General features: G+C 64.5%; 15 protein-coding genes. 9 read left to right on the forward strand and 6 right to left on the reverse strand.

Annotated features, from left to right (window positions below; genetic code table 11):
- Positions 1-147 precede the first annotated feature (147 nt).
- Complete coding sequence (locus tag FHY06_RS11050) at positions 148-873, reverse strand: winged helix-turn-helix domain-containing protein (RefSeq protein ID WP_184604966.1); 726 nt, start codon at positions 871-873, stop codon at positions 148-150.
- A 374-nt stretch (positions 874-1,247) separates the two neighbouring features.
- A complete protein-coding gene (locus FHY06_RS11055) occupies positions 1,248-3,197 on the reverse strand; it encodes a sensor histidine kinase (protein WP_184604967.1) in 1,950 nt (649 codons plus the stop codon).
- A 65-nt stretch (positions 3,198-3,262) separates the two neighbouring features.
- On the opposite strand from FHY06_RS11055, the gene FHY06_RS11060 reads away from it, so the two are divergent.
- On the forward strand, positions 3,263-4,003 hold the full coding sequence (locus FHY06_RS11060; protein WP_019658318.1) for a response regulator transcription factor: 741 nt from the start codon (positions 3,263-3,265) through the stop codon (positions 4,001-4,003).
- A 31-nt stretch (positions 4,004-4,034) separates the two neighbouring features.
- Here the strand turns inward: FHY06_RS11060 and FHY06_RS11065 are convergent, their stop codons facing one another.
- The 3 genes from FHY06_RS11065 to FHY06_RS11075 form a co-directional block, all read right to left on the reverse strand.
- The gene (locus FHY06_RS11065; RefSeq protein ID WP_019658319.1) at positions 4,035-5,405 is read right to left on the reverse strand and encodes a sigma-54-dependent transcriptional regulator; all 1,371 of its coding nucleotides are present in this window, start codon (positions 5,403-5,405) and stop codon (positions 4,035-4,037) included.
- A gap of 7 nt (positions 5,406-5,412) precedes the next feature.
- A complete protein-coding gene (locus FHY06_RS11070) occupies positions 5,413-7,275 on the reverse strand; it encodes a sensor histidine kinase (protein WP_019658320.1) in 1,863 nt (620 codons plus the stop codon).
- 77 nt (positions 7,276-7,352) lie between these two features.
- On the reverse strand, positions 7,353-8,705 hold the full coding sequence (locus FHY06_RS11075; RefSeq protein WP_019658321.1) for a dicarboxylate/amino acid:cation symporter: 1,353 nt from the start codon (positions 8,703-8,705) through the stop codon (positions 7,353-7,355).
- 260 nt (positions 8,706-8,965) lie between these two features.
- Here FHY06_RS11075 and FHY06_RS11080 point away from each other — a divergent pair, with 260 nt between their 5' ends.
- From FHY06_RS11080 to FHY06_RS11090, 3 genes are read left to right on the forward strand one after another with little or no spacing between them, the layout of a single operon-like run.
- The gene (locus tag FHY06_RS11080) at positions 8,966-10,384 is read left to right on the forward strand and encodes an MFS transporter (protein WP_184604968.1); all 1,419 of its coding nucleotides are present in this window, start codon (positions 8,966-8,968) and stop codon (positions 10,382-10,384) included.
- A 49-nt stretch (positions 10,385-10,433) separates the two neighbouring features.
- Complete coding sequence (locus FHY06_RS11085) at positions 10,434-11,144, forward strand: aspartate/glutamate racemase family protein (RefSeq protein WP_184604970.1); 711 nt, start codon at positions 10,434-10,436, stop codon at positions 11,142-11,144.
- A 47-nt stretch (positions 11,145-11,191) separates the two neighbouring features.
- Positions 11,192-11,602 carry a PaaI family thioesterase gene (locus tag FHY06_RS11090; RefSeq protein WP_019658324.1) on the forward strand — a complete coding sequence of 137 codons (411 nt, stop codon included), beginning with the start codon at positions 11,192-11,194 and terminating at the stop codon, positions 11,600-11,602.
- Positions 11,603-11,642: 40 nt separating this feature from the next.
- Here the strand turns inward: FHY06_RS11090 and FHY06_RS11095 are convergent, their stop codons facing one another.
- Positions 11,643-11,861 (reverse strand): hypothetical protein, encoded by a 219-nt coding sequence (locus FHY06_RS11095; protein ID WP_019658325.1) that lies wholly within the window; start codon positions 11,859-11,861, stop codon positions 11,643-11,645.
- Between the two features lie 131 nt (positions 11,862-11,992).
- Here FHY06_RS11095 and FHY06_RS11100 point away from each other — a divergent pair, with 131 nt between their 5' ends.
- The 5 genes from FHY06_RS11100 to FHY06_RS11120 all read left to right on the forward strand — a co-directional run.
- On the forward strand, positions 11,993-12,244 hold the full coding sequence (locus FHY06_RS11100; RefSeq protein WP_019658326.1) for a hypothetical protein: 252 nt from the start codon (positions 11,993-11,995) through the stop codon (positions 12,242-12,244).
- 529 nt (positions 12,245-12,773) lie between these two features.
- A complete protein-coding gene (locus FHY06_RS11105; RefSeq protein ID WP_184604973.1) occupies positions 12,774-13,544 on the forward strand; it encodes an SDR family oxidoreductase in 771 nt (256 codons plus the stop codon).
- Positions 13,545-14,436: 892 nt separating this feature from the next.
- On the forward strand, positions 14,437-14,652 hold the full coding sequence (locus tag FHY06_RS11110; protein WP_184604975.1) for an MbtH family protein: 216 nt from the start codon (positions 14,437-14,439) through the stop codon (positions 14,650-14,652).
- Positions 14,653-14,774: 122 nt separating this feature from the next.
- The gene (locus tag FHY06_RS11115) at positions 14,775-19,070 is read left to right on the forward strand and encodes a non-ribosomal peptide synthetase (RefSeq protein WP_184604977.1); all 4,296 of its coding nucleotides are present in this window, start codon (positions 14,775-14,777) and stop codon (positions 19,068-19,070) included.
- Positions 19,071-19,206: 136 nt separating this feature from the next.
- Positions 19,207-21,682: non-ribosomal peptide synthetase (locus FHY06_RS11120; protein ID WP_184604979.1), on the forward strand; the 2,476-nt coding region annotated here is incomplete at its 3' end.

Raw genomic sequence — 21,682 nt, forward strand, 5'->3', positions numbered from 1 at the left:
TTTTCTATCGACGAGTAAATTCCAAGGAGCTCCAGCTATGTTGCTCGGATGCATCCCGGAAAGGTAAAAAACAAAATCAAAAAGGAAGGCGGCGCTCGAGGCACCAAGCGCCGGCCAAAATTGCCTGCAATACAGGCAACCCTCAATTCATCTGAGGAACATTGGTGAAACCGTGTGCAGCTTGTAACCTTGTCCGAATACGGCGCGCAGCATCAATCCATTTGCCGGCTCGATATTGAGTTTTCTGCGGATCTTGAAAACGCAGACATCCAATGCGCGAGAGCGCAGGCTGACGGTGTCCCGCCAGAAAAGACTGTAGAGCTGCTCGCGGCTCAAAAGACAATCCCTGTTCCGGAACAATTCGAGCGCCAAATCGAATTCGCGGGGTTGCAGGTACATTTCTTGGTCGCCGTGAAAAACCCGACGTTCGCTGATCTGGAAGCGGTAGCCCCGATAAATCAGAAGCTCGTTTCTTCCAGCGCCGTACGCCGCCATGGTGGAGCGGTGAAGCAGGCCCTGTGCTTTCGATCTGACCTCTTCGAGATCGAAGGGATGAAGCACGAAATCGAAGTTTCTCTCTCCGGAAAACTCACGATCGATGCGCTGTTGTGCAGCAACGCTGTCGCTGTTGACTGCGAAGAGCAGCGGCGCGTCAATGAGAGCGCGGACCGAGTCAAGCCACTGGACAGTCGCATTGACGGGCAATGGCAGCAGGACCAGCCCTGAATGCTGCCCCGCCTGAAGCGATCCGATGAAATCGGCAAGCAGATCGAAGGTGTCGGCGTGCGACAACTGGCGCTGGTGCGGCGGCAGGCAAATCAGTTGGGATTTGTCCAGGTTGAAAACCTGGGCGCGAGACTCCGGCGAAATCATTCCAAACTCTCCGTTTGACGTTGGATTTCACGGAAAGCGCTTTCCCCGCATCCCCGTGAACCCTTTCGGGGTGGGGAATGTATCTATTTACAATCAGATCAGACAATGTCAGAGATTGACCACAAATGACCTATGCTGACTGATTCACTCGCGCATAAAATTAAAACTTTTGTATAGTGAGTGGAAGAAAATCACAAAGTTGGACAGGGAGCAGGAAAACTCCTTGTCCGGACCCGAAGTCAATGCGCATTAATGACCATTAATGTCATCCGATGCCGCCAGCGACTCTGCGAACGTTTTCTTTCTGGAATCGAAAAAGTCACATTCCACTATCGGTCAAGACCCCGCGCTGACGCGGTCGCAACCGGCCTCGGTCAGCGCGGCAGCCCAAGAGGCGCTGGTTCCAGCGGAATCGTCAGGCGAAACACCGTGCCCTGATCGTCGCTGGACAGCAGTACCACGTCGCCCCCGTGCTGGCGGGCGATGGTCCGCGAGATGTGGAGTCCCAGCCCCGAGCCGGGCACCTGGGTCGATGTGGCCCCTCTGAAATAGCGTTCGAAGAGGCTGCTTTGCTCGCCATCGGGAATCGGCTCCCCCTGATTGCAGACTGTCACGCTGAAAAAACCCGTCATGGAGTCGCAGCGCACCGTGACCGTCGAATTGGAAGGGGAGTATTTCAGGGCGTTGTGGACCAGATTGCGGATCGCCATTTCGATTTTTGCGGGGTCGCCCATGCACATCGTCCGCTGGGTCGGCGCCTCGACGCTCAGGCGGGCGTTTTCCTCGGGTAGCCCGACGCCAGCCACGCTCTCGATCACCTCGCGCAGATCGAAGCTGCGGGCGGCGGGCTTCGTGGAGCCGACCGCCAACGCGTCGTCCTGCAAAATGTTCTCGATGAGCACGGCGAGGCGACGGATGGCCTTGCGGATCTTGCCGACCGCGCGCTTCACCGCCTCGTCACGGCCAGAAGGCGACAGTTCCAGCGCGTGGGCCACCGCGTCGACGATGGCGAGCGGCGTGCGGAATTCGTGCGAGACGACGGCGACGAATTCACGCTGCCGCACTCTGTCCTCCAGCGCCTTCTTGGCGACCTTCATCGAATCGAAGGCGACCTTGCGCTCTGCGCGAAGGGCCAGTTCCGCTTGCCTTGAACGGCTGGCCACCGCGAAGTTGAGCATCGCCAGATTCGCGAGCTGCAACATCGGAATCCAAGAGTCCAGAAGGTACGGCTGCGACATGTTCACTACCCCCAGCAGCACCAGCACGTAGAAGGTCCACGACAGATTCACGCAAGTGAAGATGGTGGTAGCCAGGAGATAGTGGAACGCCCGGTGGCGAAGCATCAGCCAGACGAAGAAGCCCAGGTTGAACACTCCGACGCCCATCTGCAGGTAGATCGCCACATGGACGGCCGCCTGGACGCCCCATGCCGAAAGAAACGCGGTCGCTGCGAAGGTAGCCGCCGCGGCCTTCATCAACCAGGCAGCCCATGGCGAATAGCTGTCGTAGTCGAAGAATCGCCATGCGAACACGGCACCGATCGACATTAGCGCGCTTGAGATCACGTCCATGAAGCGGTCGGCTACGACGGGCGCCTCGGGAAACAACAGCGAGTTCGCGTAGCCCTGCATCAAGGCGACGAACACGAACATAAAGGCCAAGAAGAGCGCATAGACCGCATAGATGCCGTTGCGCAGCCAGACCCAGAAGATCAGGTTCATCAGCACCATGACGCCGAAGGCGCCGGCGAGTGCCGAGACAAGAACCATGCGGCTGATCTCTACTCTCTCCATCCCCGCCCGTTGCCAGACATGCAGGCACAGGGGGGCCAAGCCATGTGTCCTCACCCTCACGTAGTAGGTTTCGGGCGAGGATCCCGCTTCGACCGGGAAGGCCAGCATGCCGCTGCGGATGGTCCGTTCGACGAAGGGGTGCTGGTCGCCCACCCTATCCACCGAAATCTTGCCCGAGGCATCGCGGCGGTAGACCTCCACGTCGTCGATCCAGTTGGGGAATATCTGCACGGCCCATTGCGAAGGAGCGCCGGGCTCTCGCTGCAATGAAAATCTGATCCAGTAAATCTCGCCGGGGCGAAGCCGTCCGTGGCGAGTATCCCCGGCTATAAACTCCACGCCTTCGCGGCCTGAAAGAATGTCCTCGATAGAAATATTTCCAGATGTATCAATGAAGATTTCCTCATGACCGTGCAGCAGGACGGGTTCTTCCAGCCCCTGGTCACTGCGTAGCTCGAGGGCATGGGAAACCAGCGAAACAAGCCACAGCGCCACCCCCAGGATAAAAAAAAGACAGCGATTTCTTTTCATGTTGTTGATATTGTCCAGCCACTCTTCGGCGCCGGTCCCGTTTAGCCGCCCAGGAAAGGTGCACCATGAATACTCCGAACGCCAACACCGATAAAAAGATAACCGTCTATCTGATCGAGGACGAAGAAGACCTTCAGGAAGCGCTGGTCTACAGCCTCGAACAACTGGGTTTCAAGGCCTCCGGCTTCTCTACCGCGGCGGAGTTCTACAGGGCCTACGCGGTCGATCGCTGCGATGTAGTGGTCATCGACATCGAGCTGCCGGACGAGAACGGTTTTTCGATCGCCCAGCACCTGCGTTCGGCCAGCAATGTGGGGATCGTCTTCGCGACCGCGCACGGCGACCTCGGCGACCGGGTCCGCGGGCTGCGCGGTGGCGCCGACGCCTATTTCGTAAAGCCGGTGCATGCCGAGGAGCTCGCGGCATCGATCGAGGCCATCTACCGTCGCATCAAGGCTGCCGAAGCGGGTGCCGGCCGAACGCTGCAGCCCTATCAGCCCGAGGCGCCGCGCGGCACTGGGCGCTGGGTGCTCAAGGAAGGCGACTGGATTCTGTACGACCCGGACGGCAGGGCGCTACGCCTCACGATGTCGGAGCGCGCCATCGTCACCAGCCTGTTCAAGCAGCGCAACAAGCCGGTCGACCGCATGCAGCTCGCCGCGGCACTGGGCGGCGAGGACCTGGAGAACTTCGATCTGCAGCGCGTGGACGCTGTCGTGAGCCGGCTGAGGCGAAAGGCGACGGCTGCGGGCATCTCGCTGCCGCTGCACGCCGTGCGAGGCACCGGCTACCAGTTCCAGACTTGACGTACGCAAGCCTCCGCGTACGCCGCTTCGCTCACTTGAACTCGTCGACCGTCAGGCCCAGCTTGCGCACCTTGTCGTGCAGGGTCTGGCGCGCGATGCCCAGCGCTGCGGCCGTGGCCGGCTGGTCGCCGCGCTGGCGCCGCAGTTCCTCGACGATCACGGCGCGCTCGAACGACTCCACCTGCTGCGGCAGCCCGCGCGGCAATGCGGGCACGCCCTGCGCGCTCCCGCCGCCGCCGTGCGTCTGCGTCAGGCGCTCGCCAAGCAGGCCCAGCACGAAGCGGTCGGCGACGTTGCGCAGTTCGCGCACGTTTCCGGGCCAGGCGTAGGCCATCAGGTCGGCCAGCTGGGCGTTGCTCAAGAGCGGCGCGGGGCGGTCGTAGCGGGTCGCGGCCTGCAGCGTGAAGTGCTCGAAGAGCAGCGGAATGTCCTCGCGCCGCTCGCGCAGGGGCGGCAGCTCGATGAAGGCAACGCCCAGGCGGTAGTACAGGTCGGCCCTGAACTTCTGCTGGTCGCTCATGGCCTTGAGGTCGTCCTTGCTCGCGGCCACCACGCGGCAGTCGAAGGGAATGGTCTTGTTGGAGCCGATGCGCTCGATGCTGCGCTCCTGCAGCGCGCGCAGCAGCTTGATCTGCACCGCCATCGGCATGCTCTCGATCTCGTCGAGGAACAGCGTGCCGCCGCTGGCGTACTCGAACTTGCCCACGCGCATGCGGCTCGCACCGGTGAAGGCGCCGGCCTCGTGGCCGAAGAGCTCGCTCTCGGCCAGCGACTCGGGCAGCCCGCCGCAATTGAGCGGCACGAAATGCTGGCGCCGGCGCGCGCTGTGGTCGTGCAGGCAGCGCGCGACGAGCTCCTTGCCGGTGCCGGTCTCGCCGTAGACCAGCACGTCGGCGGAGGTCTCGGCCAGCGTCTTCACGGTCTGGCGCACCTGCTGCATCTGCGCCGATCGGCCGATCAGCACCGACTGGATGCCCTGCCAGTTCTCCAGCGCATCGCGCAATGCGCGCACCTGCAGGCTGAGCTGCCGCCGCTCGATGGCATGGCGCACGATGGCCACCAGCCGCTCGGAGCCGAAGGGCTTCTCGATGAAATCGTAGGCGCCCTCGCGCATGGCCTGCACCGCCATCGCGATGTGGCCATGGCCTGTGACCAGGATCACCGGCAGCTCGGGATCGACGTTGCGCAGCTCGGGCAGCCACTCGGTGCCGCTCATGCCCGGCAGGCGCACGTCGCTGATGACGACGGCGGGCACGCCGAACGTGATGTGCGGGCGCGCGCGCTCGGCGCTTGGAAAGGACTCGACTTCGAAACCGGCCAGGGTCAGCACCTGGGTGGTGCTGACGCGGACGTCTTCGTCGTCCTCGATCAGCATCACCCGGATGGCAGGGGCTTCGCTCACTTGGGGGTCACTCCTGTTGTGCAATGGAAAAGGCGTCGGAAACCGGCGGCTGGCTGCTGCTGTCGTGGATCACGGCGATGGCCGCCGGCAGGTCGATGACGAAGCAGGCCCCGCCGCCGTCCAGGTTGGCCGCGCGCAGCGTGCCGTCCATGGACCGCACCAATTGTGCCGAGATCACGAGACCCAGTCCCAGGCCCGAGCCTGCGGCCTTGCCGGTGACGAAGGGTTCGAACAGGCGCTGCAGGATGTCGGGGCGGATGCCCGGCCCGGTGTCGGTCACCGACAACAGCACGCGGCCCTCCTTCGGCCGCGCCTGCAGGCGCAGCTTGCGCACCGGCGCGTCCTGCATCGCGTCGATGGCGTTGCGCATCAGGTTGGCGAGCACGCTGCCGAGCGCGGCCTCCTCCGCCATCACGCTCAGCGTGGCGGGCTGCACGTCGACCTCGATGGCCACGCGATGCTTCCTGGACGCCTCGGCGACGATCACCTGCGCGTCGGCGATCGCGTGCGACAGCAGCACCGGCGCCAGCGGAAGCTCGCTCTTGTAGGCGAAGGTGCGCAGCTGCGAGGTCAGCCGCGCGAGCCGGTCGACCATGCCGCGGATGCGCTCGAGGTTGCCGCGCACATCGTCGAGGCGGTTCTTGTCGAGCAGGATGGCGGCGCTTTCCGAGAGCGTGCGCATGGCCGTGAGCGGCTGGTTGAGCTCGTGCACGACGCCCGCCGACATCTGCCCCAGCGCGGCCATCTTGCCGGCATGCACCAGTTCGCCCTGCGCCGCGCGCAGCTGCGCGGTGCGCGCGGCCACGGTCGATTCGAGGGTGTCGTGCGCCGCCTGCAGCGCGGCCTGGTTGGCGAGCTTCTGGCGCACCGCGCGGCGACGCTGCCACAGCGCCACGGCCACCAGCAGCAGCACCGTCATCGCGAGCCCGGCAGTGATGGCCGCGTTGCGCGCGGCCAGGTGCAGCGGCGCGAGGTTGTCGAGCACCACCAGCTGCCACGGCGCGCCGCGCAGGGTGCGAGCCGAGGCGAGCTGGTCGACGCCGTCGAGCGAGATCACCTGCACGTCGCGGTCGAGCGCCTCCTTCTGCGTCCATCGCAGCGGCTGCAGCGCGGCCTCGCCGTAGGGGCGCGAGCGCAGCACCTCGGCGCGCTGGAGGGCATCGAGCGGCAGCAGCGGCCGGAACTTGATGTCCTCGCGCGTGGAAAGTATGACCACGCCGCGCTGGTCGATCAGCGCCACGTCGCCCGGCAGCTTGCGCCAGGCGCGCTCGGCTTCCTCGAGATTGATCTTCACTGCCACCACGCCGCGCGAGGCCTGCCCGCGGCGCAGCGCATAGGAAAGGTAGTAGCCCGGCTTCTTGCTGGTGATGCCCACGCCGTAGAAGCGGCCCCTGCCCTGTCCCAGCGCGTCGATCACGTAGGGACGGAACGAGAGGTCCTGGCCCACGGTGGTACCGGGCTTGTCCCAGTCGGAGGCCGCCAGCGAGGTGCCGGAGGCATCGAGCACGTAGAGCATCTCCGCGCCCGCCGCGGCGTTGACGCCGTCGAGGTAGCGGTTGACCGAATCGCGCAGCCGCGTGTCCGACGGGGTGCCGAGCAGGGCCGGCACCAGGGGCGTCATCTCCAGCAGCGCGGGCAGGTAGTCGAAGCGGGCCAGGTCGGCGTCGAGGCCGGTGGCGAGCATGTCGAGCCGGTGGTCGGCCGCTTCGCGCAGCCGGGCCAGGCCGGTCTGCATGGCGACCTGGTAGCCCGCGAAGGCGGCCACGGCCACGAGGGCCAGCGCGCCGCCCCATCGAGGCAGGCCGCGCCACCCTCTCGTCGCCTGGTCGGAATGTGGGTCTAGACGCCGGGCCGGCTCCCTTGGATTCATGGGGCCGTTATTGCACAAGGCGGGGCCGCCTGCATCAGTGGCAGCCCGATGGCCCCAGGGCGGGGCCGAGGGGAGGATCAGGAAACCTGCCGCGCGGAAGCGACGGGCATGTGCGCCTCTGTGGCGTCGAGCACGCGCTCGGGCTCGTCGGCCTCGGCGGTGCTTTCCTGGTTCAGGTGCTGGTTCATGCGCACGGTGTCGAGGTCGCCGGTCCACTTGGCCACCACCAGCGTAGCCACGCCGTTGCCGATCAGGTTAGTCAGCGCACGGGCTTCCGACATGAAGCGGTCGATGCCCAGGATCAGCGCCAGCCCCGCCACCGGCACATGCCCCACCGCCGACAGCGTCGCCGCCAGCACGATGAAGCCGCTGCCCGTGACGCCCGCCGCGCCCTTCGAGGTCAGCAGCAGCACCGCCAGCAGCGTAAGCTGCTGCGTGAGCGTCATGTCGGTGTTGGTGGCCTGCGCGATGAACACGGCCGCCATCGTCAGGTAGATGGAGGTGCCGTCGAGGTTGAATGAATAGCCGGTCGGAATCACCAGGCCGACCACCGACTTCTTCGCGCCCAGGTTCTCCATCTTGGCCATCATGCGCGGCAGCACCGATTCGCTGGACGAGGTGCCCAGCACGATCAGCAGCTCTTCCTTGATGTACTTGATGAACTTCCAGATGCTGAAGCCGTGGAAGCGCGCGATAAGCCCCAGCACCACGAAGATGAAGAGCAGGCAGGTGGCGTAGAAGGTGGCCATCAGCTGGCCCAGCTGCAGCAGCGAGCTCACGCCGTACTTGCCGATGGTGAAGGCCATCGCGCCGAAGGCGCCGATGGGCGCGACCTTCATGATGTAGCCGACGATCACGAAGAGCACGTGCGAGCCCTTCTCGATCACGTCGAACACCAGCGTGCCGCGGCCACCGAAGCGGTGCAGCGCGAAGCCGAACATCACGGCGATCAGCAGCACCTGCAGGATCTCGCCCTTGGCGAAGGCATCGACCACCGTGCTCGGGATGATGTTGAGCAGGAAGTCGGTGGTGCTCTGCATCTTGCCGGGGCCGGTGTAGGCCGCGATGCTCTTTGTGTCGAGCTGGCTCACGTCGACGTTCATGCCTGCGCCGGGCTTGAGCACGTTCACGAGCACCAGGCCCACGATCAGCGCGATGCTGCTCACGATCTCGAAGTACAGCAGCGCCATGCCGCCGGTCTTGCCGACCTTCTTCATGTCCTCCATGCCGGCGATGCCTACCACCACCGTGCAGAAGATGATCGGCGCGATGATCATCTTGATCAGCTTGATGAAGCCGTCGCCCAGCGGCTTCATCGAGGCGCCGGTGTCGGGATAGAAATGGCCCAGGAGCACTCCGAGCACGATGGCCGTGATGACCTGGAAGTACAGGGATTTGTAGAAGGGCTTGGGGGCGGTCTGGTGTTCCATGGGGGTGCTCATTGGTTTGTCTCCAGGGTCGTGACCGGGCCCATATCGGAGGGGCGCGGCCGGCCGGTGATTCAGCAATCGACATGCCACGGCCGGCGAGGGTCGGCAGCCGCCATAAGCCATTGATTTCAAAGCGCTTTTCCCCAAGAGGTGCGAGGCGCCCCGCCGATGATCCGGATGCCGCAGACCGGTCCCGTCCGAGCTTCCGGATCGTCACCACCGGGTAAACCCTAGGCGCCCGGCGGTGTCAGACTCGGCGCATGAACGACAACGCCCAGCCCGTCGCGGCCTCGGAAGGCGCCTCCAGGCGCATCGCGCTCACGGTGGCGGCCGCCTTCTTCATGGAGACGCTGGACGCCACCGTCATCGTCACGGCGCTGCCGGCGATCGGGGCGGCCTTCGGCATCGGCGCGCTGGACGCGAGCCTGGGCGTGACGGTCTACCTGATCGCGATGGCCGCGCTGGTGCCGGCCGCTGGCTGGTGCGCGGGCCGCTTCGGCGCGCGACGGGTGTTCGCGCTGGCGGTCGGGGCCTTCACCCTCGCCTCGCTGGCCTGCGGGCTCGCGCCGAGTTTCGAATTCTTCGTCGCGGCGCGCGTGCTGCAGGGCGCGGCCGCGGCCTTCATGTCGCCGGTGGGCCGGCTGGTGGTGCTGCGCGAAACGCCGAAGCACCGGCTGATCGAGGCCATCGGCACCATCACATGGCCGGCGCTCATCGCTCCGGTGATCGGGCCTCCGCTGGGCGGGCTGATCGCCACGCATGCGTCGTGGCGCTGGATCTTCCTGCTGAACGTGCCGCTGGGACTCGTCGGCCTGTGGCTGATCATGCGGCTCTTTCCGCGCCGGGCCGACGCGGCGCCGGCGCGCTTCGACGCCGCCGGCTTCGCGCTCACCGCCATCGCGCTGGCCGCGCTGGTCGAAGGCCTCACGCGGCTGGGCGGGCCGCACCCGGGCTCGGCCTTCACGCTTGGCCTGCTGGCCGCGGGCGTGGCGGCCGCCATCGCCGCGGTGCGCCACGCGCGGCGCGCGGCGGCGCCCCTGCTCGACCTTCGTGCGCTGGCGGTGCCAACCTATGCGCTGGCCACGGCGACCGCCGGCTTCGTCTCGCGGGTCGCGATCAACGCCTCGCCCTTCCTGCTGCCGCTGATGTTCCAGATCGGCTTCGGCATGAGCGCCTTCCAGGCCGGCTCGATGCTGCTGGTCTACATGGCCGGCAACCTCGTGATGAAGAGCGCCACCACGGCGGTGCTGCGGCGCTTCGGCTTTCGCCGCGTGCTGACGGTGAACGGCGCGATCTGCGCCGCCACGCTCTTCGGCTGCGGGCAGCTGTCGCCCGGCGACCCGCTGCCGTGGATGTGCGTGCTGCTCTTCGTGGCGGGCATGGCGCGCTCGATGAACTTCACCGCCATCGGCACTCTGGCCTTCGCCGATGTGCCCGACGAGACCCGCGCGGGCGCCAGCACGCTCGGCACCATGCTGCAGCAGGTGTCGCTCGCGCTCGGCGTGGCCCTGGGCGCGATGGTGCTCGGCGCCTCTCAGGCGTTGCGCGGCGCGCCCGCGGTGGAGCTCGCCGACTTTCGCCATGCCTGGTACGTGGTCGGCCTGCTGATGGCCATCGCGGCGCTGATGACGCTGCGGCTCGACCGCCATGCCGGCGTGGCGGTGTCGCGCAGGGCGTGAGAACATCGTCCGCCTCTTTTCTGCCACTTCGTTTCCGGAGACATCTTCCATGCCATTGCACATCGGCATCGTCGGCTGCTCGGCCGAAGGCGCTGCGCTCTGCTATCGCACGCTGTGCGTCGAAGGCGCCAGCCACATGGGCCACGCCCATGCGCACCCCGAGGTCTCGATGCACACGCACTCGCTCGCGGCGTACGTGGACTGCCTGGACCGCGGCGATCTGAACGGCGTCGCGCAGCTGATGCTGTCCTCCGCAGGCAAGCTCGCCGCAGCCGGCGCCGACTTCTTGATCTGCCCCGACAACACCATCCACCAGGCGATGCACCTGGTGCTTGCGCAATCGCCGCGGCCATGGCTTCACATCGCCGAGGTGGTTGCAGCCGAGGCGGTGTCGCGCGGCTTCCGCAGCGTGGGCGTGCTGGGCACGCACTGGCTGGTGAACAGCGAGGTCTACCCGCAGGCGCTGTCTGCAGCCGGGCTCGAAGCCGTGCGGCCAGGCGCCGATGAGCGTGCGGAGATGGGCCGCATCATCATGGACGAGCTCGTGCGCGGCGTGATCAAGCCCGAGTCCACCGACATGCTGCGGCGGATGATCGACGGGCTGAAGGCGCGCGGCTGCGATGCCGTCGTGCTGGGCTGCACCGAGCTTCCGCTGGTGCTGGACGACGGCAACTCGTCGCTGCCGACGCTGGACTCGACCCGCCTGCTGGCACGCGCCGCGCTGCGGCGCGCGACGGCTGCAGCGGCGGCGACCGCCTGAGCCTTCGCCTTCATTCGTTCCTCGACACAACAAGCAAGGAGACGCTCATGCCCGACATCGCCTCGATGCAGAAGCTGCTGGACACCATCTTCCCCGGCCTCATGGGCGTGAGGCTCACCGAACTCGCGCCCGAGCGCGTAGTCGCGCAGATGGAAGTCCGCCCCGACCTGTGCACCGCCGGCGGCATCCTCCATGGCGGCGCCTACATGGCCTTCGCGGACACGCTGGGCGCGGTCGGCACCATCGTCAACCTGCCCGAAGGCAAGCGCACGACGACGACCGATTCGAGCACCAAGTTCATCGCCGGAGCACGCGTGGGAACGACGGTCACCGGCACCAGCGTGGCGCTGCACCGCGGGCGCACGACCCAGGTGTGGCAGACCACGATCGCCAATGCGGATGGAAAGCTCTGCGCAGTCGTCACCCAGACTCAGCTGGTGCTCGACGCGGCAGCCTGAGCGTCGCTGCTGCTGCCCTGAGCGCTGATGGGAGCGGCCCTCAGGCCCGCTGCCGACGCCATCGCCCAAGCTCCGCCCGACCGAGCGGCGTGATGCGCAGGATCATGGCGGACCGCCTCAGGCGTTCACCCGGCTCGGGAAGCCTCGCCTCGATGAACCCGGCCGCCGCAAGGACGGCCGCGCAGTGGATATCGGCCTCCTCCAGGATGGCCAGCGGGAAAGACGCCTCCTCGATCCGACGTAGAAAGTCCATCGGCATTGCTGATGATCCTCGCAGGTGCGCGCTTGCTTGTTCTTTTGGCTATGGCTCGTCGTCGTGGCTCCCCGCGACGATTCTGCAGCGTGCGGCCCGCCCCACTGTAGGCGCGGGCCTGCCGCTACGATCAGCCGATGACTACGCTGTACCTGCAGATGACCGAGAAGCTCTCCGCGCACTGGAGAGAGAACAACAACGCCTACCCCCGGAAGTTCGTGCTCAGCCCCGCACTGCGCGACCAGTATCTGCGCGACCTGTCGCTGATCACCATCCCTGGCGAACGCGACATGAGCGCGACGAAGCACATGGGAGTGCCCATCGAGATTGCTGAGAACACGCCGGGGGTGATGGTGGCGGCCGATGGGACGGAGGTGGCGCTGCAGTGAAGTGGTCGTCGGCCTGAAGGGCCGATGATGTGCCGATACGGGAGGCCGCACCGGATCGCGGCAAGACGGGCGCAAAGCAAAAGGCGCTACAACCTCGAGAGTTGTAGCGCCTTGCTGAATTTGGTGGCTGGGGCGGAATCGAAAAATCCCTTGCCAAGACCGCCACGCTTTACTTTTCTCACTCGTGAATTCCTGCGGGGTACACGCTTGGGTACACCAAACTGACCATCGGCCTAATGGCCAGAAGTGGCATCGAACCACAGGCAGCCATCCAGCCTGCCGCCATTATGGCAGCGACCAAATTGGTCTGCGCAGCATCCGACTAACGGGGGCGGCGAGAGTCCTATTGCACCGCTTGATACAGAGCAGCGCCGCTCGCTCCTTGAATGTGCGACAGCGTGCGCCTCCGAGCAGTCAGTCCGATCACCCAATCATCATCCTCCGCTACATTTGCGGAACACACGCTCCAACGTATGGGATCTATGCGCGGCCAAGCCTCACGTTCCCGATCCAAGGAATCACGCAGCAAATGGACATCGCCAATCTGTTTTCCCTCCGCGGACGCACGGCCCTGATCACCGGCGGGTCCCGAGGGATCGGCCGGATGATCGCGCATGCCTATCTCGTGCAAGGGGCGCGGGTCTATATCTCGGCGCGGGACGCCGACACCTGCAACCAGACCGCTGCACAACTTTCCGAGTTCGGTGAAATCGTCGCACTGCCGGCGGATGTATCTACCCTCGAAGGCGTCAACACCCTCGTGCGCGGCGTTGCTGCACGAGAGGAGTCGCTTGACATCCTGGTCAATAACGCGGGGACAGCCTGGGGAGCGCCCTACGACGAATTTCCCGAAGCGGGATGGGACAAGGTCGTCGATCTGAATCTCAAGACGCCCTTTTTTTTGACCCAGTGCCTGACGCCCCTGCTGCGCAAGGCAGTGGCGAAGAACCTGCCGAAAGTGATCAACATTGCTTCGGTTGATGGCATCTCCGTGGGCCCTCGGGAGACCTATTCGTATGCAGCCAGCAAGGCGGGGTTGATTCAACTGACACGCTTGATGGCGCTGAGGCTTGCGCCCGAACGCATCGTCGTGAGCGCCATTGCGCCTGGCGCATTCGCCACCGATCTCAACAAGAGCGCACGGGACAATGGCGACGACGTTGCAGCCTATATCCCGTTGGGCCGCATCGGCACCCCCGAAGACATCGCAGGCGCAGCCGTTTACCTCGCGTCGCGCGCGGGTGACTATGTCGTCGGCTCCACCCTGATTGTCGACGGCGGCGCCACTCATGCACGGTGAACCCGCTCTCTACGACCTCCTCAGCGCAGCCTGAAACACTGACCTCAGCTGCCACGACATCGCCAAGAACTCTGATCACCAAACGTGCAGAAGTACACAAGGCACGCAGCGTCCCAAAAAGTTCGGCATGTCGGCAATGGCTCCAACCGATGAACAGAGCATTTGCTCCAACGAAAGGGGCGAATGAATCAAGCCATTCTTGCCGCCGCAGTTGCTTAAAGCCTTTTGTCCTCGAGGGAGGCTCATCGAGAACGAGAAGGGCTCGACACATTGTGAGATCTAGCATCTCCAAGGTATCTGACGGGTATGCCTTCGCTCGGGCATCGAGTTCAAAGCGCTCGCGGGATCCGCAGTGATCCTCCCCGCGAAGTACTCCTTTTACAGAGGGTACTTAATTTCGTGGCACTTCTCGCGACATATCCCTTCCAAGGGTTCCGCGCCTGAGGCTTTGCCTTCCGAGTCAATCGTGCTTGTGTCATGCGTTCGATGAGTTCGGGCGCAAACCCATGGTCAACACGACCAATAACGTCCGAGCAGCTATTTCACCGGTTACCAGCTTCAATCGTGGCGTCCATCTCGGCTGAAATCACCATGCCGGGAGTTCGAATGTCATGAATTTGCCCCATATCAATGCCAGTCAAATCGCCCATACCAAAGCGATCCAACTGAATCGATAAAACCGGAGTAGCAACAAATAGTCAATAATTTTTTAATGAGTTCTTTTTTCTTAAAAGTCAGCTAAAGCCCCAATCCCGTGGCATCCCATATGTATGCGTTGCGCCCTCGGCAGCAATGTGCTGGAATGACACATCTATTTGCAGTTGCACCAATTTGGCTCAAATTGAGCAACAGCGCATCAGAATTTAGCAGTCGTTTTCATTGAAAAGATCTCATGACTAATCCTTTCGACAACGTTGGCGCTTCATTTCTGGTTCTGACCAACGACGAAAACCAGCACTCCATCTGGCCTGATTTCGTTGAAATCCCTCAAGGCTGGCAAAAAGTTCACGGTCCTTCCGCAAAGGCTGAATGCCTTGAATTCGTAGAGAAAAACTGGACGGACATGCGTCCGCGGAGCCTGGCCCAAGCGATGGGCAATCAGGGATAAGCAGCCGCCGCGCTGCATCCGGCTCTTTCCTTAGAAAAGCTGTACGGCTCTCCGTCCGGCGCCGTTGCGCGGCCGGCCCGGATCGTTTGGCTTTCCCGAAACGTAAGTCAACAGGACCCCATATGGCGTCGACCTCTGAAGATGGCTGGCCGCTGTCCTTCGCGCAGCTCGGGCTCTGGTTCGAGCGGCAGTTCTACCCGAGCCACCCCTCCCACAACGTCGGCGAATACATCGAGATTGCCGGCGCGCTGAATGCGGAATTGTTTCTGCAGTGCCTGCGCACAGTGGCCAAGGAGGCCGAGGCGCTGGGCACCACGTTCATCGAAACGGACACAGCGCCCCGGCAAGTCATCGGAGGAAAGCTCAGCGAACAGTGCGTCAGCTTTGTCGACTTGAGCGGCGATGCCGATCCCCATCGGTCGATGCTCGACACGATCGGCCGGAAGATGGAGAACTCGCTCTCACCGACCGATCCCGAGCTCTTTGCCTTCTGCCTGTTCAAGCTCTCGGCCGATCGATTCGCCTGGCACCACCTCTACCACCACATCGTCATCGACGGCTTTGGTTATTCGCTCATCGCGCGCCGCGTGGGCGAGCTCTACACGGCTGCGATCGAAGCGCGCACAGTACCGCGCGCGTGGTTCGAGCCGCTGGGCCAGTTGCTGGACATCGAGCAAACCTACCTGTCCTCGGATGCGTTCAACTCGGATCGCGATTTCTGGCATGGCTACCTCGAGAACCTCCCTGCGCCAACCCGTTTCGGGGAAGGCACGCGCAGCTTCTCGCGCCTGCCGATCCGCAACAGTTGCCGGATGGAAAAGCCGGCACTCGAGGGCATCGCGGAGCTGGCGCGCGTGTGCGAGACCTCCCTGGCGCGTATTTTGATCGCGGCCGTGGCCGCCTACCTGTTTCGCACCACGGGTGTCCGGGAATTGTCGATCGGCCTGCCGGTGTCGGGGCGGTCCGCCGAGACACGGGCGATCCCGTGCATGATGTCGAACACCCTGCCGATGCATCTGTCGATTGCGCCGGAAATGACGATGCGGGACATCGTCGGGATCGTCGACCGGGAAATCCGCACGGTCCTCGCGCATCAACGCTATCCGGCATCGCGCCTGTACCTGGATGCCAAGAGGATCAGGGGCTATGGCAGCGACTTCGGGCCCGTGATCAATGTGATGCCGTTCAAGGAAGGCATCTCCTTCGGCGGCCTGCCGTCCAAGTCGTTCAACACCTCCGCCCGCACAGCGGCCGACATCTCGTTTTCGTTCTTCATCGGCGAAGACAGCAGCGCCGACGTCTACTGCACGGCGAACGCGTCCGCCTACTCGCTGGCGGACGTGCAAGCGCACCAGGAACGGCTGCTGCGCTTCATCGATTCAAGCCTGGCCCAGCCGGCGATCCCCGTCGCGGCGCTGGACATCCTGAGCACCGAGGAACGCCAGCGCGTCCTGGCGGACTGGAACGGCGCAGCCCCCGGCGCATTTCCCGACACACTGGCGGACCTGTTCGAGCGACAGGTCGCGGCAACCCCGCACGCGCGCGCCATCTCGTTCGAAGCAATCAACCTCTCGTACCAGGAACTGAATCAGCAGGCGAACCGGCTTGCCCACTACCTGAGTTCCCTAGGCATCGGCCCGGACAGCATCGTGGCGCTGGCGCTGCCACGCTCGCCCGAACTGGTGGTCAGCCTCCTGGCCGTCCTGAAGGCAGGTGCGGCGTACCTCGCGCTCGACCTCGACTATCCCGTGGATCGCCTGCGGTTCATGCTCGAGGACGCACGGCCCCGATGCGTCATCTCTATGTCCGACGTTACCCATCTCCTCACGGACATGGAAACGCTCGGCGTGCGCCTGGACGACGCATCGCTCTGCGCCGAACTCTCGGCCTTGCCGGCAACGGACCTGACCCACGGGCAGCGCACGCGCGCGCCCAGCCCGCTCGACCTTGCGTACGTGCTGTACACCTCGGGCTCCACGGGACTCCCCAAGGGCGTGGCGGGAACCGCAAGGACACTGCTCAACAGGCTGCGCTGGGACGTGCTGCAGGCCGACGAAGCGACGGTGTACGCCCAGAGGACGACCCACAACTTCATCGACTTCGTCTGGGAAGTGCTGATGCCGCTCATCGGCGGTCAGCGCCTGGTGATCGTGCCTCCGCAGTTCAGCAAGGACATCAACGGATTGATCGATCTGCTGGCCGCCGAGAAGGTGACCCGGATCGTCCTGGTCCCGTCGCTGCTCGAGGCGATGCTCGAAGCGGAGTTCAAGGTGCGGACCCGGCTGCCGCACCTGCGGTACTGGTCCTGCGGCGGAGAAGCGTTGACGCCAGCGCTGGCCGAGCGTTTCAGGAAGGTGCTGCCGCAGGCCTTGCTGGTCAACCTGTACGGCACATCCGAATTCTGGGACGCGGCGGGCTGGGTCAACCAGAGCTTCGACGGCCATGGACTGCCCAGCGTGCCGATCGGTACCCCCTTGCCGGGCGTGCAGGTCTATGTGCTGGACGCCCTGCTTCAACCGGTCCCGCCGGGCGCGGTCGGCGAACTGTTCGTCGCCGGCGCCGGGCTGGCGCGGGGCTACCTCGGTCGCCCCGCGTTGACTTCCGAACGCTTCGTGGCGAATCCCTTCGGGGCGCCCGGCGAGCGGATGTACCGCACGGGCGACCTGGCACGCTGGAATGAAGAGGGTGTGCTCGGCTATCTGGGCCGGGTCGACCACCAGATCAAGCTGCGGGGTTTCCGGGTCGAGCCCGGCGAAGTCGAGGCGCAGTTGATCAAGCATCCTTTGATCAAGCACGCCGCCGTTGTGGCGCGGGAAGACTCGACGGCCGGCAAGCGACTTGTCGCCTATCTCGTCGCGGACGAGGCGGCGCTGCCCCAGCGCTCGCGCTCCCCGGGGTTCGGCCTCTTCTACTTTGCCGATGCGAGTCAGGGCCAAGAGGGTGAGCAGCTCTACCGGCTGTATGTGGAGGGCGCGAAGTTCGCGGACCGCAACGGCTTCACTGCCATCTGGACACCCGAGCGGCACTTCACCAAGGTGGCGGCCGCGTTCCCCAATCCGTCCGTGCTGAGTTCGGCTCTGGCCATGGTCACGCAGAACGTGCAACTGCGAGCGGGCAGTGTCGTGCTGCCGCTGCACCATCCGTTGCGGGTTGCCGAGGAATGGTCTGTGGTCGACCATCTCTCCGGTGGTCGCGTCGGCGTCGCGTTCGCCTCAGGGTGGGTGCCCGAGGACTTCGTGTTGGCGCCGGACCATTTCGCCGACCGGTACCAGGTGATGCTCGACGGGGTCGCGCAGGTGCGCGAACTCTGGCGCGGCGGCACGATGGCCGCGCGCAACGGTGCGGGCCACACGTCCCAGGTCCACCTGCAACCGAAGCCGATCCAGCCGGAGCTGCCGGTGTGGATCACGGCCACCCGAAGCCCGGCCACCTTCGAGGCAGCCGGTCGGATCGGCGCGAACGTGCTGACAGCGCTGCTGAGCCTCACGATTCCAGAGCTGACCGAGAGCATCCGGATCTACCGCGACGCGCTGCGTGCCAACGGGCACGACCCGGACGCGCACAAGGTCACGCTGATGCTGCACACCTTTGTTGGCCCTGACGACGAGACGGCACGAAAGGTGGCCCATGAGCCGATGGTCCAGTATTTCCAGGCACACACGGAATTGCGCAAGAGCGTATTCAAAGACCTCGAGGGGAACATCCCGAACCAGGCCGTGGGCGAAGTCGAGGCGGAGCAACTCATCGCGCTCGCGGTGCGTCGCTACTTCGGCACCTCATCCCTCATCGGTGGCCCGGAGAGCTGTCTGGAACTGGTGCGCAAGCTGGAGAAGGTCGGGATCGACGAGTTTGCGTGCCTGATTGATTTCGGCATCGCAACGGACACAGTCCTCGACAACCTGGTGAACCTCGCCACCGTGATGAAACGATCGCGCGCAGGCTCGCCACCCGACGCGGCCCAGGTGCAGAGCCAGCTCGCGGCTTTGCTGCCCGATCACATGGTGCCCGCGCACTATGTCTGGCTGAACGCCCTCCCGTTGACACCCAATGGCAAGATCGATCGCAAGGCGTTGCCAGCACCGTCGATCGCAGTGGCCCCGGCGACGCGCACTCCCGGCACACCGCAAGAAGAAGCGTTGGCGGCGCTCTTCGCAGAAATCCTCGGCATTCCGCAAGTCGGAACCGACGAGAGCTTCTTCGATTTGGGTGGCCATTCGCTGCTGGCGACACGGCTGATCAATCGCATCCGTACCCACATGGGTGTGGAAGTCGACATCCACACATTGTTCGAAGCTTCGAGCGTGGCCCAGCTGGCATCCAGGATCAGCACTGCTCCCAAAGCCCGAATAGCGCTACGTCCGACCCGGCGCAGCAATCAGGTGCCACAGCCGAGCGTTCGCTACGACAACAGCATCTGACAAGCGTGCGCCCCAGGCGCAAACGCGCCGGATGGCTCGTGCGCGCCGCGCTCGCCGTTGATCGACACATCGTTCGCCTTTGTCACCGACGACAACGCCCCCATCGGGACAAACCTCATCCAGTACCGGACCTTCCATGATTCCCCTGTCCTTTGCACAACAGCGGCTGTGGTTCCTCTATCAGATCGATGGTCCGACGCCCACCTATAACGTACCAACCGTGGTTCGGCTCGAAGGACGCATGGACGAAATGGCGTTGTCAACGGCACTGGCGGACGTGGTGGAACGTCACGAGAGCTTGCGCACGGTCTTCTCGGGTGCCGAGCAGTCACCACAGCAGCTCATTCTGCCGCCCGAGGAGGCCCGCCCCTTCCTGAAGATCGAAACGGCATCGGAGGCAACGCTGGCGCAGCAGATCGCACGGGCCTCAGCCTACAGCTTCAAGCTGGACAGCGAGATCCCGTTCGGCGCGTGGCTCTTCCAGCTAAGTCCGACCCAGCACGTTTTGATGCTGCTGTGCCATCACATCGCCTGCGACGGCTGGTCGTGGACGCCGCTGGCCCGCGATCTGTCCCTGGCCTACAGTGCGAGGGCACGTGGCACCGCGCCGGCATGGTCGCCTCTGCCCGTGCAGTACGCCGACTACACTTTCTGGCAACAGGAGTTGCTGGGTAGCGAAGCGGACGCGGACAGCGTCATCTCGAAGCAGCTCAGCTATTGGCGGAACGCACTGACGGGCTTGCCAGAGCAGCTTGAACTCCCGACAGACCGGCCACGGCCCGCGGTATCAAGCTACCACAGCGAAGACATCGCTTTCAAATTCGACGCAGCCATCCATCGAGGATTGCTGAACCTCGCCCGCCAGGAACGGGCCAGTCTCTTCATGGTGTTGCAGGCCTCGCTGGCCACCCTGTTCACCCGCATGGGCGCGGGCACCGACATCCCCCTGGGCAGTCCGATCGCAGGGCGTACCGACGAGGCTTTGGACGATCTCGTCGGTTTCTTTCTCAACACGCTCGTGCTGCGCACCGACACCTCGGGCAACCCCAGCTTCCGCGAGTTGCTCTCGCGCGTGCGCGAGACCAACCTGAGCGCCTATGCTCATCAGGACCTGCCCTTTGAGCGCTTGGTGGAGGTGCTCAACCCCGTGCGCTCCATGGCGCGCCATCCGCTGTTCCAGGTCATGCTGGTGCTGCAGAACAACGAGCGCGCCAGCTTCCAGCTGCCCGGGCTTGCCGTTGTGAGTTCCCAATCGCTCGAGTCGATTGCAGCCACGTTCGATTTATCCTTTGAGCTGCGTGAACTGCGCGCCACGGACGGATCGCCGCAGGGTCTCACCGGCCGGGTCGGATTCGCCACCGACCTGTTCGATCGCGCCAGCGTCCAGGCCATCGTCGATCGCCTGCAACGCGTACTCCAGGCCATCGCGCACGACCCCGCACAGCCCATCGGCGCCATCGAGATCCTCGCACCCGCCGAGCGCTCCCAGATCCTGCTGGACTGGAACGACTCCGCACACCCCGTGCCACCAGCCACCCTGCCCGAGCTCTTCGAGCTGCAGGCCGCACGCTCGCCCCACGCCACCGCACTCGTCTTCGAGGACTCCTCGCTCACCTACGGCGAGCTCAACACGCGCGCCAACCAGCTCGCACACCACCTCATCGCACAGGGCGTCGGCCCCGAGTGCATCGTCGCCCTCGCCCTGCCCCGCTCCCTGGAGCTGGTCGTCTCCCTGCTGGCCATCCTCAAGGCCGGCGGCGCCTACCTCCCCCTGGATGTGGACTATCCGCCCGAGCGCATCGCGTTCATGCTCGCAGAAGCGACGAATCCGGTGTTGCTCACTCAATCGACCCTGCTTGATCGCCTACCACCTCTGTCGAACACTTTGGTTGTGCTTGATCGCGAAGCCGAGGCAATTGCGAAACAGCCAGACGCATCGCCAGCATGCGCGACGCATCCAGATCATCTGGCCTATGTGATGTACACGTCCGGGTCTACCGGCACGCCCAAGGGCATCACCATCACCCATCGCAACGTCATCGAACTGGCGATGGACCATCGCTGGCAAGACGGCAACCAGCAGCGCGTGCTGATGCACTCTCCGCTGGTCTTTGATGCATCCACCTACGAGATATGGGTCCCGCTGCTGAGTGGTCACCAGAGCGTGATCGCCGAGTCCGAAAAAACTGATATCCAGGCGCTGTCTCAGCTCATCGCCCGCAAGAAGGTTACAGCGCTGTTCCTCACCACGGCGTTGTTCCGTCTGCTTGCGGAGGAACAACCTCATTGCTTCGAGCATGTACGCACTGTATGGAGCGGCGGTGAGGCCGCCTCGACACGAGCCTTTCAACAGGTGATCGATCATTGCCCGCACACCGACGTAGTCCATGTCTACGGTCCGACCGAGACCACCACTTTCGCGACTTGCTATCCGATGCGTGCACCGTTTCACGTCGATGCGAACGTGCCGATCGGTGCCCCCATGGATAACACGCAGGTGTACGTCCTGGACGCCCAGCTGCAGCCCGTGCCCGCGGGCGTGCCCGGCGAGCTCTACATCGCAGGCGCAGGCCTGGCACGCGGCTACCTCAACCGCCCCGGCCTGAGCGCCG

It is taken from the genome of Variovorax atrisoli, from assembly GCF_014195185.1.
GTDB classification, from domain to species: Bacteria; Pseudomonadota; Gammaproteobacteria; order Burkholderiales; family Burkholderiaceae_C; genus Variovorax; species Variovorax atrisoli.